Origin of the sequence: Pseudarthrobacter sp. J1763 (genome assembly GCF_050490295.1) — a bacterium.
Lineage (GTDB): Bacteria > Actinomycetota > Actinomycetes > Actinomycetales > Micrococcaceae > JBNPEO01.
Window position 1 is genome coordinate 236,127 of record NZ_JBNPEN010000002.1, and the last position, 13,781, is coordinate 249,907.

Consider the following 13,781-nt stretch of genomic DNA (forward strand, 5'->3'; position numbering starts at 1 on the left):
TCGGTGTTGAGTCAAAGCGCTTGTCTTATCCACATACGGCCGTGCGAGGCTGCACAGGACCGTATGGTGCCATAGCATCAGCAGGGTGATCCGAAGACTCGTAGAACTCTCCAGCGTGGCTCCTGCAGCAGTGTGGCTGCTTGCGGCCGCACTTGTTTATTTTGTGTGGGCAGCTGTGCGTTTAAGTGTGATCGATATTCGCGAGCATCTGTTGCCGAACCGGATCATTTTTCCTTGGTACGGGGTTGCTGCGCTCCTACTGGCTGGCGCCGTGTTGACTGGTCATCCTGAGAACGGGAGTGTTTGGTCTCATCTTGGCCAGACGGCGCTGGGTGGCGCGGTGCTGTGGCTGGCGTACTTTGTGTTGCGTGTGATTTACCCGCCCGGCATGGGATTTGGGGATGTTAAATTGGCCGGCATTCTGGGCCTCTACCTAGGGTATCTGGGCTGGACCCACGTGCTGGCCGGAACTTTCTTAGCGTTTTTCTTCGGCGGCTTATGGAGCATTGGCTTGATTTTCCTGCGCCGGGGTGGCCTCAAATCCGCCATTCCGTTTGGGCCGTTTATGCTTTTGGGTGCCGCGGTGGCCATGGCCCTGCTGCCCGCTTGAGCTATGGGTTGTTTCCTGATCTCAGCGGAGCTGTCCTGGCCCCTTAAACGGTTTGCGAACCAAGTCTGGCTAGGCTGGGGCTATGCCGATACCGAACTTCATCCTTGAACTGCGAGAAAAAATTGGCCACGCGCCATTGTGGCTGCCTGGCGTGACTGGAGTGGTTGTTGATGACCGCGGCTACGTCTTGTTGGTGCGCCGCGCTGATAACGGTGCATGGACAACTGTGACTGGGATCCTGGACCCTGGGGAGGAGCCCGCGGTCGGAACAGTGCGTGAAATTGAGGAAGAGACCGGTGTGATTGCCGAAGCGGAGCGAATCTTGGCCGTCCAGGTGCACGGCCCTATTACCTTCCCTAACGGGGACGTCTCATCTTTCCAGTCCACTGTGTTCTTGTGCCGTTACGTCTCCGGCGAGGCCCGTGTGAACGACGACGAATCTTCGGATGTGCGGTGGTTTAGCCCTGATGAGTTACCGGAGATGTCTGACCGGCACCTGGATTTAATCTCCATGGCGCTGGCCCCCGAACAGCGAACACTCTTTGCGCGGTAGCCCAACAAGCTCCACTAAGCCCGGACCGTTTCACAGCTTCCAGTTGAACGCACCATTCGTTGCTTAACGCAATGACTGGCACTTGTGATTCTTCTCAGGGCCGAGAATAGTCACAAATGCCAGTCAGGCGGTTTGGGTTTGCTGGGGAAGGCGGCTACCTACATTGCGGAGTTCGCTCCGGAGTTGCTGTCTACCAGATTCTTGTTCTCGAGCTCTTCAGCGCCCTCTGCATTGCCAGTGGAAAGAGCGGCTTTGCGTTCGGCTTCAAGACGCTCGGCTTCTTCGCCACCCACGGCTTCTCCACGTGCCACCATTCCGGCCGTGTCAGAGAGTGGGATCTGTTTGAGGACCAGAGCCAGAATCAAGGCAACCACCAAGAACGGGAGCAAGTACCAGAACACTGGGGCCAAAGAATCAGCGTATGCGTTCACAATGGCGTCCTTGACGGCCGGTGCCAGCTTGTTAAGGGTTTGCGGATCCAGGGTGGATGTCGCCTGGGATGCTGCATCGCTTGAGGCACCAGCGCTGGTGAACACCTTGGTCAGGGACTCGGCGAGTCGGTTGGTGAAGATAGAACCAAACACTGCAACACCCAACGACGCTCCAACTTCGCGGAAGTAGTTGTTGGTTGAGGTTGCGGTTCCAATGTCGGTGGCCGGGACGGAGTTCTGAACCACCAAAACGATGACCTGCATGATCAGGCCAAGGCCAGCACCGAACACAAAGAGTTGAACACAAATCACCCAAATAGGCGTGCTGGCTGTCAAAGTGGTGAACCACAGCATGGCAGCCACTGACAAGACGGCACCCAAGATTGGGAACATCTTGTACTTACCGGTCTTGGAAATTCGAATACCGGAGTAGATGGAAGTTCCCATCAAACCCACCATCATGGGCAGCATCAGCAAACCGGACGTGGCAGCAGAGGTGCCCGAGGACATTTGCAAGAAGGTTGGGATAAAAGCCAAGGCCGCGAACATACCCAGGCCCAGGGTGAAACCGATCGCAGTGGCGTTGATAAAGATAGGGTTCTTGAACAAGCTCATCGGGATGATCGGGTCTTCAGCCTTGCGTTCCACCAGGACAAAAAGCGTGGCTGCTACCAAGAGCCCGGCGCCAAAGGCCCAGGTCAGTGGTGAATCCCAGCCTTCAGATTTTTTGCCACCGAAATCGGTGAAGAAGATCAAGCAGGTGGTAGCGATCGAAAGGAGCAGAACTCCCAAAATGTCGACGCGCTTTTCGGGACGTTTGTTCGGCAATGTCAGTGTGAACCATGCGATAACGAACGCTGCTACACCAATCGGGATGTTGATGTAGAAAGCCCATTCCCAGGTCAGGTGGTCTACAAAGAAGCCGCCCAAAAGCGGTCCGGCCACGGCGCTCAGGCCAAAGATGCCGCCCAAGGGTCCCATGTATTTTCCGCGGTCCTTGGCAGGGACGATGTCTGCAATGATCGCCTGCGAGAGGATCATCAAGCCACCACCACCCAAGCCTTGAATGGCGCGGAAGACAACAAAGGACCAAAAGTCGGTAGCGAACGCAGCGGCAGCAGAGGCCACGGTGAACAGGCCAATGGCAATCAGGAAGAGATTGCGCCGGCCCAATACGTCACCAAACTTGCCATAAATGGGCATCACAATGGTGGTGGCCAACAGGTATGCGGTAGTGATCCACGCTTGATGCTCCACACCGCCGAGCTTGCCAACGATGGTGGGCATTGCGGTGGACACAATAGTTTGGTCCAGGCTGGAGAGCAGCATTCCGGCGATGAGCGCGGAGAAAATAACCCAGATTCGTTTTTGGGTCAGCAGCAGCGGCTCATTGGCTTTCGCCGGGGAACCAACAGTGGTGGTCATGATTCGTCCTTGGATGATGGCGTATAGCCAGTGGTCAGAGGTTGTGAGAAAAGAAATTTGAGGGCTTCGGCAGATTCGATGACCAGCTCGCGAAAGGAACGGGTGTTGCCTGGGGCAAAATATTCCTCGTGGGCTCGGTGGGCCATAATGCTGAAAACGGCGACGGCCATTGCTATCACCGGGTGCGTGGGCGGCACGCCTTCGCGCTGGGCAATAACTTCGGCGAAGGCTGACTGACGCTCTTTGCCGACCCCAATGAGTTTGGCCATAAACTGTGGTTCTTTTTTGATAACCGCCATCAATTGCCGAAACTCTTCCGTGGATTCGGCGTTGACCTTGGTGGCCCAAATGTCCAAGCTCAGCTGGAGCAAGTCATCTAGCAAGGTAGGGGAGATGGCGCCGGGCGCGCCGCCGCCTTGTAAAAATCCCGCGACGAGCTCGTCGGGGTGTTCATCGTCATGATGACCCAAAATGGCATCTTCTTTTGACGGGAAGTAATTGAAAAACGTGCGGCGGGAGATGCCCACTTGTTCGCAGACTTCTTCAATAGTGAAGCCGTTGAGTCCGCGGGTAGCAGTGAGGGATCGCGCAGCAGCTGTTACTGCCTTGCGTGTCTTCAGACGCTTGCGGTCCCGCAGGCCACCACAACTATTTGCACTATTTTCCACAAAGTAAAGTTTTGCACCATAAGAAAATGAGTGCAACTTTTTTGTTCGTGATAGTCGTCACATAGGGGACCGCAACAAACACTTACGACGACGGCGGGCACCTTCTGTTCAGAAGGTGCCCGCCGTCGTCGTACTAAAAAGCTGACTAACGCTGGAAGTTATGCTTTGTGCGCTGGGCGGGTCATGGTGGTGACGTCCAGGGCCTTGTCCAGGTCTGCTTCGGAGACTTGGCCTTCGCCGTCGCCAACAAAGCCGAGCTGAACAACCGCTTCGCGAACCGTAAGACCCTCCGCCACTGCCTTCTTAGCGATCTTGGCTGCGTTCTCGTAACCAATGTATTTGTTCAGTGGGGTCACAATCGACGGGGAAGCCTCAGCCAAGAACCGTGCGCGCTCCACGTTGGCGGTGATGCCATCAATCATTTTGTCTGCCATCACGCGAGTGGTGTTGGAGAGCAAGCGAATGGACTCGAGGAGGTTGGCGGCCATGACGGGGATACCAACGTTGAGTTCAAAAGCGCCGTTAGTGCCAGACCACGCGATGGTGGTGTCGTTGCCGATGACCTGTGCGCAGACCATAATCGCGGCTTCGCAAATAACCGGGTTCACCTTGCCAGGCATAATCGAGGAGCCGGGCTGGAGGTCAGGGATGGCAATTTCGCCAAGACCCGTGTTGGGGCCAGAGCCCATCCAGCGCAAGTCGTTGTTGATCTTCATCAAGGAGATGGCAATGTTGCGCAGCTGGGAGGAACCTTCAATGAGGCCATCACGGTTCGCCTGAGCTTCAAAGTGGTCGCGCGCTTCGGTCAATGGCAAACCAGTGTCAGCCGCGAGGAGCTCAATCACACGCTCAGGGAATCCTGCCGGAGTGTTGATGCCGGTGCCTACCGCGGTTCCGCCAAGGGGCACCTCGGCAACCCGGGGGAGAGCTGCGTTGATGCGCTCGATGCCAAAACGGACCTGAGCTGCGTAGCCGCCGAACTCTTGGCCCAAGGTCACCGGGGTTGCATCCATCAAGTGGGTGCGGCCGGACTTTACTACATCCTTGAACTCCACTGACTTACGCTCAAGGGAAGCGGCCAAGTACTCCAGCGACGGGATCAGGTCATTGATGAGAGCCGAGGTAGCGGCAACATGCACTGAGGTGGGGAAAACGTCGTTCGAGGACTGCGATGCGTTCACGTGGTCATTCGGGTGAACGATCTTCTCGCTACCGGCAGCCTTGAGCGCGCGGGTGGCGAGCTCGGCTATGACCTCGTTGGTGTTCATATTCGAGGAGGTTCCGGAGCCGGTCTGGAACACGTCAATCGGGAAATCGGAATCGTACTTGCCACTCGCTACCAAGTCGGCTGCGTTGGCGATGGCGTCGGCAAGCTCGCCATCGAGCACACCCAACTCCTGGTTTGCCTGAGCAGCGGCCTTCTTCACCCGAGCGAGCGCTTCGATGTGAGCGCGCTCGAGTGTTTTGCCAGAGATCGGAAAGTTCTCCACGGCGCGCTGGGTCTGAGCGCGGTAGAGGGCGTTTACCGGAACACGAACTTCACCCATGGTGTCGTGTTCAATACGGAATTCTTCAGTGGTCAACTCTTCTGCGGAAGTCATGTGGCTAGCTTATTGCGCCGTGACCCTCGGAGAAAAACCGCGATGAGAGCTCGTCGCGGAAATATTCGAGCCTAGACCTCGCCAATTTCTGCTACTACATCCGCGCGGCCGTGTTCCAGGCGGTACGCCAGTCCAATGACGGCAGCGTGGCCAGAAGATACAGCCTCGGAAATCACCCGTGAACTGTCCACTAATCGCTGCGAAGTTTGCCGAACGTTTTCAACCACCATGTCATTGATTTCAGGTTCGTTGTTACGCAAGGAGGTTAATACTGAAGGGGTAATCCGTTCCACAAGGCTGCGCATAAAACCTACTGGCATCTCGCCAGTTTCTACAGCTGTTTTGGTGGCTGTGACAGCTCCGCAGCTGTCATGTCCTAGAACCACAATGAGCGGCACACCCAATACGCTCACGCTGTATTCAAGCGATCCCAGTACAGCGTCATCGATCACTTGACCCGCAGTTCGAACCACAAAAGCATCACCCAAACCCAGATCGAAAATGATCTCTGCGGCGAGCCGAGAATCCGAGCACCCAAAAATTACGGCAAATGGATGTTGATCATTCACCAAGGAGGAGCGCCGGCTCGCGTCCTGATTGGGGTGGGAGGATTCACCAGCCACAAATCGTTGGTTTCCCTCACGGAGTTTTCTCCACGCGAGGGCGGGGGTCAGGTAACTGGTCACTCTCTAACTTTAGGGGACGACGCTCGGCGACGGTGAACCCGTGACTGCCGGTGACTCGTCCAGAGCACGAACGACGGCGGCAGCAACGACGTCGTATTCCTCTAATTTGGCGCGGCCGGAGAGGATGACAGTGGTGCCGCGGTAGTTGAGCACCATGTGAGGGGTGCCCTTGCCGTTATCGCGGAGCTCCCAGTCCTTGCCTCCAACTGTTCTGGTTCCGGTGACTGGGGCGGTGTCAGTTTTTTGAAGAAGCCAGGTGGGGTTGGCTTGGCGAGTCTGGGAAATGCCCACAAACCCCTCTTTGGGGCTGAGGAAACCGGTCTCCCAAGTAGCTACACCGGAAGAGCCCGCAGACACCCAGCGAGCGTAGTTAGGGCTCCAACCTTGAGGTAATGAAGGTGCAACAGGTGTGAATCCCGCCACATCTGCGGCGTCGGAGGCAATCGCCGTAACATTCACCGTTGGGCGGTACCCCTGGCTTTTGGGCGAAGCGTTGAGCAAGAGGATCGGTACAAAAACGGCGATGGTCACCACTAGTGCAATGATCATTCCGATCACGGACGCATTAGCGCGTTTTGCCGCGCCAGGAGCCAAAACTGGCTTGAATCCGGGGTCTGTAGGGAGAAGCTGCTCGTTATTTGGCACGCTTGTGCTATTTTCTGAGCCGGGTGTCGCTTGCGTTTCGTTCACCCCTCTATAGTCGCCCATGGTGGGCCTAGCGAGCGAAACGGCTCCCGCGCTGATGGAATCTCGGCAGGGTTTTTCACTATCTGCCGGTGCTTCATATCCCATCTCCTACCTTTGCTGCCGCGACTATGATCGGGAGGGAGAAAGCAAGCGCGTGCACCGCGGCGCGCTGAATCGGTCAACGCTCAAAGAAGAGGTCCCCGTGTCGGCAGCAAATAACCACGCACAATATTCCACTATTTCCCCCTCACTCGCTGTGGGCGAAGATGAGCCAGACCGTAACCTAGCCCTGGAGCTGGTCCGTGTTACGGAAGCAGCCGCCATCGCCGGTGGTCACTGGGTTGGTTTCGGAGACAAAAACACCGCAGACGGTGCAGCAGTAGATGCCATGCGTTCTTTCCTGCACTCCGTCCACTTCAATGGCGTGGTAGTTATTGGTGAAGGCGAAAAAGACGAAGCCCCCATGCTGTTCAATGGCGAACAAGTTGGCGATGGCACCGGTCCGGAATGCGACGTTGCAGTAGACCCCATAGATGGAACCCGACTCACCGCCTTGGGAATTAACAATGCCCTCGCCGTTTTGGCTGTAGCCGAACGTGGATCCATGTTTGACCCTTCCGCCGTGTTCTACATGGAAAAGCTAGTCACCGGTCCTGAAGCAGCTGACATGGTTGATCTCCGCTTGCCGGTCAAGCAAAACCTTCACCTCATTGCTAAGGCCAAGGGTGTAAAGGTCAACCAGCTTAACGTGATGATCCTTGACCGTGACCGGCACCGTCCGTTGGTAGAAGAGATCCGCCAAGCCGGTGCCCGGACCAAATTTATTATGGACGGCGACGTTGCAGGCGCCATTGCAGCTGCACGCAGCGGAACCGGGGTCGATGCACTGATGGGCATCGGTGGCACCCCTGAAGGAATCGTGGCCGCCTGCGCCATTAAATCCTTGGGCGGCGTTATTCAGGGCCGTTTGTGGCCCACCAGTGATGATGAGAAGCAGAAGGCTATCGACGCCGGTCACGACCTTGACCGTGTGCTCTCCACCAATGACCTGGTGACCAGTGACAACTGCTACTTCGCAGCTACTGGTATCACCGATGGTGACCTGCTCAAGGGCGTTCGCTACTCCAAGGACAAGGTGCTCACCCAGTCGATCGTGATGCGTTCGAAGTCCGGAACCATCCGCTTTGTGGACGCCGAGCACAACTCAGCTAAGTGGGAAAGCTACGCACGCCGCGCATAGGGTTTAGCGATTTTTAGCTAAACCTCTTGCGGAGATTCTTAGTCAGGCTCCGCACGCGGCCAAGGCCCGTGCGGAGCACTGTGCGTGCGCCTCGGGCAGCGTGATACAGGCGGTACCGGATCTTATTTACGGGCAAATCCCATGTTCCCAGGTAGGCCACTTGATGCCCGCCAAAGGATTTTTTGAACGCCGTAAAACCGGCCCACTTATGATTCGGTTGATCCGCTGGGGCAACACCCCAAAGGTCAACAAAACTCAGCCCCTTGGCTTTGGCATCCAGAATCAACCCCACCAGCAACGGCACACCCGCGCTGAGCTTGCGGTGCTCCGGATCGACAGCTGCGTGCGCGTATACCCGGGTGTCAGCTGAATCGTACGCTAAGGCGGCACCGATGGGCAGGCCCTCCAGCTCAGCGATAAAAAGTGTGGCGGCGCCCGCCGGCATCAAAGACTTCGCAACAGCCGTGAGGTATTCATCGCTTTGAGGCTTAAAACCATTCCGGGTAGCCGTCTGATGCAAAAATTCCAAGAGGATGCTGATCTCTGCCGGATCGGTGCTCTGGCGGAACGACACACCCTTTTTGTGGATGTTCCGGTAAAGGTTCCGGTTGGCGGACTTCATATCCGCCAGGATTTCCTTGTCCGTCTGGTCAAGATCGATGACCCAGCTCAGTTCAGGCTGCTGATTAGCAGGTGCCGGCTCTAGTCCACGAGCCCGCATGGCTGAAAGACCCGCGGCATCAGATCCAAGACCGGCATCAACAGGTTCCAAACGAACAAACACGGCGCCGCACTCTTGGGCAAGTTTCACCAGTTCCGCAAGCGCTGCATCAAAAGCGTCCACGTTGTCAGCGAGCGGGCCATAGGGGGTGTAAAGGACTTTGCCCGCTGGGTTCGCTTCCTCAATGGCCAGGAAACTCCAGCCAGAACCTTGACGGCGATGAACTGTACGGCCCAAGGAACGCTGAAAGCTCTCCCATTCGGGGCTCTGCAAAAAGTACTTCACGGCTAGTTACCCAATCCAGTGGTGACGGCAAATGCAACAGTAGTGCCGCCGTCGGGAGCGACTGAGTGAATATTAACCGGTGCGTCGGAATTCGGAACAAAGGCGCTCTCACCGCGTTCAAGACGCAAACTTCCCTTGGGTGAATCGAGAATCAGAGCACCTGAGGCCACTAAAATTACTGCGGCACCAGCCTGTTCCAGCGCAAGCGTGGAATCCGCTGCGGGAAGTTCCAGAAGCTGCAAAGCGAACTCTTCAAAGGGCGGACGGTACAGCTCGGCTGCGAGGAAAGACTCCTCTGCAGCAAGCATTGGCACACCCACAGCTTCAAACTTCACGGTCCGTAAAAGCTCCGGGACGTCCACGAATTTTGGCGTCAACCCGCCGCGCAGCACGTTATCCGAAGCCGCCATCACTTCAATGCCCAAACCGTGCAGGTACGCGTGAACGTTCCCGGCGGGTAAATACACGGACTCGCCCGGACGCAAGGACACGCGGTTGAGCAACAAAGAAATGAGAACCCCAGGATCACCCGGGTAGTGGCTGTCCAGCATCTTTGCGGTGTCCAGTTCGCGGCCAAACTGTCCGCGGGGAAGGTCGGCTGTCAAGGCTGCGACGACGGTACCCACCAAAGCTGCCGAGCGGTCACCGCCAGTGATTAAACGGGTAAAAGCTGAGCGCAACGCGACCGCCTCGTCAGCTCCGGCCAAATCACCTATGACCTCGTCCAAGAGCCCGGGCACTTTGGCGCCCATGGCCGCAAGCTCAGTACGCACATGGCTAAAAATCGCCGCGGATGCTGCGGGGGAGCGGAAACCACACAGCGCCTCAAAATCAGTGAGCGCAAAGATCATTTCTGGCTTGTGGTTATTGTCCTTGTAGTTCCGCTCTGGAGCGCCTCGGTCCACGCCGGTTGCCTCTTCGCGGGCAAAACCTTCACGGGCCTGTTCCAAGCTCGGATGAACCTGCAAGGACAAGGGCGTCTCAGCGGCTAGAACCTTCATCAAGAACGGCAAGCGGTCACCGAAGGCGGCAATGCTGGCCTCACCTAAATGGTGTGTGGGATCCTCGGCGAGGAGCGCATCCAAACCCTGCGAACCGCCGTCGGGCAGTACAACTGTCGAGGGGGAATCCGGGTGAGCACCAATCCACATTTCAGCCTCCGGGCCCCCTGATGCTGGGGTGCCCAAAAGTTGAGAAATGGCCGTAGCGGAACCCCACGCGTAAGCGCGCACGGTGTTCTTAATGCGGTACATGGAGCTCCTCAAGTTTTCAGCGAACGCTTAGAGCGCCGCGCAATTTCCATTGTCTGCCAGCAGGGTGTCCAACATTGCGTAATCCTGTGCGTCGTAGAGGGAATTTAGATAATCCTTGGTGATCGTTTGACCATCTGGAGTGGTGGTGCTCAGGGGGAAGTCGGACGGCAAATTATCAACCGTGGGAACGGTCATTGGCGCCGCAAGGCCTACACCATCGGCCTGCGGTCCAGCCGCTGGTGCCACGCTCTGGCTCTTGCCCGTCTCGTCCACTATGGCTGGACCCATCCCGGATGAGGAAGGACTCGGTGAACCGGTGGCCTTGGCAATAGCCTGTTCCACCTTGGTGTGAATGAGGTTGAAATCTGGATCTGCCAAACCAAAGGTGTTTGGGAAATCTGGTGGGCCAATGGTGAGCCGTTGGACAGGCTGGTTCTTGGCCTTCGCGGCTAGATCGATAAAGCTACCCAACTGTCCCTGCGGGAGGTCGGTGTCAATCACTTCCGTGCCAGCCTTGGCGATCGCTTCAAACTTGGTCAAGACCGTTGCCGGATCAAGTTGTTTGATCATGGCTTCTTGAACGCATTGTTGGCGCCGAACGCGGGCAAAGTCATCAACGTTTTCCCTCGAGCGGGCAAACCACTGGGCTTGAAAGCCATTGAGCGTCTGATTGCCCGGGGCAATCCAGCCATCCGGCTTAACGTGACGGGTGTCGCTACCCGGTAGCATTCCAGCGCTGATGGGAACCCACGCGCCAACGCGCATTTTGATTCCACCCATGGCATCGATCAGCTTGGCGAAACCGTTCATGTCAATCAGCACATAAGCCTGGATCTTAATGCCAAGGGTCCCTGCGATGGCGTCTTTGGTGGCCTCTGCGCCGGGGTTCGAAGCGCCCGGGTAGGCGTCCTTGTGGTTATTGGTGGCGTCCGTGTACACAGCGTTGAGCAGGCAATTCAAGGGGTCCGGCTCGCAATTGTTAAAACCGTCCGGGTAGATCTTGTGCATCGGCGAATCTGCCGGAAACTTTGCGTACTGGAGAGAACGCGGGACGGAGATGATCGCCGTCGCGCCGGTATTGGCGTCGATGCTCAGCACCGACATACTGTCCGGGCGGAGACCTTCGCGGCCCTCGCCGGCGTCCCCACCCAACAAGGCTATGTTGTAGCGACCGTCAGCTGGTTCCATTGCGGGACCGCTGCCGAAGATGTCACTCAAAGCATTGCGTCCGGCGTTGATCAGGCTCGCCGCGTACAGCAGCGATCCGCTGCTGAGCACCAAAGCGATCACCAAGGTGATGATCACTGCCGGGCGGAAATCCTGCGGCAAAAGCCCGGGGCGGATGATGCGCAGGGTGTTGAGGAAGAGGAACGCCCAAGCGATAGCCAGAGCTACCAGCAGCACCATCAGCAGGAGCGAGACGATTGGATGGGTTAGTAGATTTACCGCGCTGGCTCGGCTTACCAGAGCCAGCGCAATAAGGGCGACGACGAGTCCCCAAGCTACCAGCGTGGTGCGCAACCCCGCGCGCCCCAGACGGCGGTTTCCGGCCACTAGTTGCGCTGTCCCGGGGACAAATAATGTCATTAAGATCAGCGCAAAGGCACGCTTTTTACGGCTTGAAACGCTGGCAAGTTGCGGATTGCGCAGTGGGTCCATGAGCCCCGTGCCACTAGCCCTTGGTGCTGCGTCAACGCTCTTGCTGGCGCTGAGAACGTCACCTGCCCGGGGGCGGGGAAGGGGGGTTTTGGAACGGTGATTCATAAAGTCCTAGCGCGTGGTCGCTGCAGATTCCGAGGTATGCGTGGAAAGCGCGGACTGCGGTGTGCCTGTGTCCGTCCGTGATGGGAAAACCTCGCCGACTTTACGGCGAAGATTTGCGCCCTTGGCCGTTGCTGTTTGGTTTAGTTCATCGGCGAAGTTGATGAGTTCCGTCTGGAGGCGCTGGGCGAGGGGATCAGTTCCTGCCGCCAAGATACGTGCAGCCAGCAGACCAGCATTGCGGGCGCCGCCGATGGACACTGTGGCCACTGGCACGCCAGCAGGCATCTGAACAATGGACAAGAGTGAATCCATACCGTCAAGGGTCTTTAGCGGCACCGGCACGCCAATGACGGGCAGAGGAGTAACAGCTGCCAACATGCCAGGCAAATGCGCAGCGCCACCAGCCCCGGCAATAATCACCCGTAGGCCACGCTGATGGGCTTCTTGGCCGTAGCGAATCATTTCAAGCGGCATCCGGTGCGCGGAGACCACATCGGCTTCAAATTCGATGCCGAATTCGCAAAGCGCCTCGGCGGCTGCTTCCATAACGGGCCAGTCGGAGTCCGAACCCATCACCAAACCCACCAAAGGGCGGCCGTTAGAGGATTTGGTGGTGCTCATGCTTGCTCCTTGAAGTCCGCTGTTGGGTTGGGTGTCTCTGCGCTGGCCGCAGTGGCTGTGACGGAGTTCTGGCTGAAACCAGGGTGGACGCCGTCGCGAATAATGCTGGCCACCACGTTTGCACGTTCGCGCAAACTGGCTACGTCATCCGTAGCCGTAGCCACCACATTAACGTGACCGATTTTGCGCCCCGGACGCACTGACTTGCCGTAGCCGTGGACTTTAACTCCCGGATCAGTAGCCATGGCTAGGGGGTAGGCGGCAAAGAGGTCCTGATTTGCGCCGCCCAAGTAGTTTTTCATCACCGTCAGTGGGCCAAGAACATCGGTTGAACCTAGGGGGAGGTTCAACACTGCACGCAGATGCTGTTCAAATTGGCTGGTGACTGATCCGTCTTGAGTCCAGTGACCAGTGTTGTGCGGGCGCATTGCCAGCTCATTGATCACAAACCCAGCACCACGGCCGGGCGTTTCAAAAAGTTCGGCGGCCATCACACCAGTGACACCCAGTTCGGCGGCAATTCGTAGCGCAGCGTCTTCGGCTGCGGCAGCAATCTCCAAGGGCAAATCTTGAGCTGGTGCAATGACTTCATCGCAGACACCGTCCACCTGGATAGTGTGAACCACGGGCCACGCGCGTGCTTCCCCGTCCGGCGTGCGGGCCACCAGAGCCGAGAGCTCGCGGGAGAACGCGACTTTTTCTTCGGCCAAAAGTGGTGACATCAACTCGAACCATTCGGCTGCCTCTTGGGCTGCAGCGGCGTCCACAACGATCTTGACGCCTTTACCGTCGTAGCCGCCACGGGGCATTTTGAGGACAACCGGCCATTCGCCGTTGTTCCCAAACTCCACTAGCTCCTGGACTGAGTGCACAGCAGCCCAACGAGGGTTCGGCAATTCCAAACGGTCAACTGCAGCACGCATCACTAGCTTGTCCTGTGCATTGACCAGTGCTTCGGGGCGCGGCTGGACATTTACACCGGAGGCAATGAGCTGGTGCAAGTGCTCATTGGGGACGTGTTCGTGGTCAAAAGTTAGAACGTCAACGCCCTGGGCAAACGCTAAGAGAGTGTCGAAGTCTTTGTAGTCGCCCACAGGTGCTTGGGGTACCGCGGAGACTGCTGACACGTTAGATGCTTCGGCAAGGACACGGAGTTCAAAACCTAAAGCGATTGCTGCGGGGGCCATCATTCGGGCTAGCTGGCCGCCGCCAACAACTCCGATTACTGGAAAAGTC

At 57.3% G+C, this 13,781-nt stretch carries 13 protein-coding genes; 3 read left to right on the forward strand and 10 right to left on the reverse strand.

What is annotated here, in order from left to right:
* Positions 1 to 85: 85 nt before the first annotated feature.
* Together ACQQCD_RS03095 and ACQQCD_RS03100 are read left to right on the forward strand one after the other, a co-directional pair.
* On the forward strand, positions 86 to 610 hold the full coding sequence (locus tag ACQQCD_RS03095; RefSeq protein ID WP_430266930.1) for a prepilin peptidase: 525 nt from the start codon (positions 86 to 88) through the stop codon (positions 608 to 610).
* 82 nt (positions 611 to 692) lie between these two features.
* A complete protein-coding gene (locus ACQQCD_RS03100; protein WP_430266931.1) occupies positions 693 to 1,163 on the forward strand; it encodes an NUDIX hydrolase in 471 nt (156 codons plus the stop codon).
* Positions 1,164 to 1,321: 158 nt separating this feature from the next.
* On the opposite strand, the gene ACQQCD_RS03105 is transcribed toward ACQQCD_RS03100, so the two are convergent.
* The 5 genes from ACQQCD_RS03105 to ACQQCD_RS03125 all read right to left on the reverse strand — a co-directional run bounded on the left by ACQQCD_RS03105 (position 1,322) and on the right by ACQQCD_RS03125 (position 6,619).
* The gene (locus tag ACQQCD_RS03105) at positions 1,322 to 3,019 is read right to left on the reverse strand and encodes an MDR family MFS transporter (RefSeq protein ID WP_430266932.1); all 1,698 of its coding nucleotides are present in this window, start codon (positions 3,017 to 3,019) and stop codon (positions 1,322 to 1,324) included.
* Positions 3,016 to 3,687: a TetR family transcriptional regulator gene (locus ACQQCD_RS03110; protein WP_430266933.1), complete on the reverse strand. Its 672-nt coding sequence runs from the start codon at positions 3,685 to 3,687 to the stop codon at positions 3,016 to 3,018. Before ACQQCD_RS03110 ends, ACQQCD_RS03105 begins: the two co-directional genes overlap by 4 nt.
* A gap of 158 nt (positions 3,688 to 3,845) precedes the next feature.
* Positions 3,846 to 5,288: a class II fumarate hydratase gene (locus ACQQCD_RS03115; protein ID WP_430266934.1), complete on the reverse strand. Its 1,443-nt coding sequence runs from the start codon at positions 5,286 to 5,288 to the stop codon at positions 3,846 to 3,848.
* 71 nt (positions 5,289 to 5,359) lie between these two features.
* Complete coding sequence (locus ACQQCD_RS03120; protein WP_430266935.1) at positions 5,360 to 5,974, reverse strand: carbonic anhydrase; 615 nt, start codon at positions 5,972 to 5,974, stop codon at positions 5,360 to 5,362.
* Between the two features lie 9 nt (positions 5,975 to 5,983).
* Positions 5,984 to 6,619, reverse strand: coding sequence for a DUF4245 domain-containing protein (locus ACQQCD_RS03125; RefSeq protein ID WP_430266936.1), 636 nt, complete (start codon positions 6,617 to 6,619; stop codon positions 5,984 to 5,986).
* Between the two features lie 244 nt (positions 6,620 to 6,863).
* Here ACQQCD_RS03125 and glpX point away from each other — a divergent pair, with 244 nt between their 5' ends.
* Positions 6,864 to 7,901 carry a class II fructose-bisphosphatase gene (glpX, locus tag ACQQCD_RS03130; protein ID WP_430266937.1) on the forward strand — a complete coding sequence of 346 codons (1,038 nt, stop codon included), beginning with the start codon at positions 6,864 to 6,866 and terminating at the stop codon, positions 7,899 to 7,901.
* A gap of 13 nt (positions 7,902 to 7,914) precedes the next feature.
* Here glpX and ACQQCD_RS03135 read toward each other — a convergent pair whose 3' ends face one another.
* From ACQQCD_RS03135 to ACQQCD_RS03155, 5 genes are read right to left on the reverse strand one after another with little or no spacing between them, the layout of a single operon-like run.
* On the reverse strand, positions 7,915 to 8,907 hold the full coding sequence (locus ACQQCD_RS03135) for a lipid II:glycine glycyltransferase FemX (RefSeq protein WP_430266938.1): 993 nt from the start codon (positions 8,905 to 8,907) through the stop codon (positions 7,915 to 7,917).
* A 2-nt stretch (positions 8,908 to 8,909) separates the two neighbouring features.
* Positions 8,910 to 10,160 carry a mannose-6-phosphate isomerase, class I gene (manA, locus tag ACQQCD_RS03140; RefSeq protein ID WP_430266939.1) on the reverse strand — a complete coding sequence of 417 codons (1,251 nt, stop codon included), beginning with the start codon at positions 10,158 to 10,160 and terminating at the stop codon, positions 8,910 to 8,912.
* Between the two features lie 27 nt (positions 10,161 to 10,187).
* Positions 10,188 to 11,924 (reverse strand): LCP family protein, encoded by a 1,737-nt coding sequence (locus tag ACQQCD_RS03145; RefSeq protein ID WP_430266940.1) that lies wholly within the window; start codon positions 11,922 to 11,924, stop codon positions 10,188 to 10,190.
* Between the two features lie 6 nt (positions 11,925 to 11,930).
* Positions 11,931 to 12,545: a 5-(carboxyamino)imidazole ribonucleotide mutase gene (purE, locus tag ACQQCD_RS03150; RefSeq protein ID WP_430266941.1), complete on the reverse strand. Its 615-nt coding sequence runs from the start codon at positions 12,543 to 12,545 to the stop codon at positions 11,931 to 11,933.
* Positions 12,542 to 13,735 carry a 5-(carboxyamino)imidazole ribonucleotide synthase gene (locus ACQQCD_RS03155; RefSeq protein WP_430267033.1) on the reverse strand — a complete coding sequence of 398 codons (1,194 nt, stop codon included), beginning with the start codon at positions 13,733 to 13,735 and terminating at the stop codon, positions 12,542 to 12,544. The genes purE and ACQQCD_RS03155 overlap by 4 nt, the downstream gene beginning before the upstream one ends.
* Positions 13,736 to 13,781 lie beyond the last annotated feature (46 nt).

Coding starts and splice junctions, on each gene's coding strand:
- ACQQCD_RS03100 (WP_430266931.1), top strand. CDS start 693: ATGCCGATACCGAACTTCATCCTTGAACTGCGAGAAAAAATTGGCCAC.
- ACQQCD_RS03105 (WP_430266932.1), bottom strand. CDS start 3,019: ATGACCACCACTGTTGGTTCCCCGGCGAAAGCCAATGAGCCGCTGCTG.
- ACQQCD_RS03115 (WP_430266934.1), bottom strand. CDS start 5,288: ATGACTTCCGCAGAAGAGTTGACCACTGAAGAATTCCGTATTGAACAC.
- manA (WP_430266939.1), bottom strand. CDS start 10,160: ATGTACCGCATTAAGAACACCGTGCGCGCTTACGCGTGGGGTTCCGCT.
- ACQQCD_RS03145 (WP_430266940.1), bottom strand. CDS start 11,924: ATGAATCACCGTTCCAAAACCCCCCTTCCCCGCCCCCGGGCAGGTGAC.
- purE (WP_430266941.1), bottom strand. CDS start 12,545: ATGAGCACCACCAAATCCTCTAACGGCCGCCCTTTGGTGGGTTTGGTG.
- ACQQCD_RS03155 (WP_430267033.1), bottom strand. CDS start 13,735: ATGATGGCCCCCGCAGCAATCGCTTTAGGTTTTGAACTCCGTGTCCTT.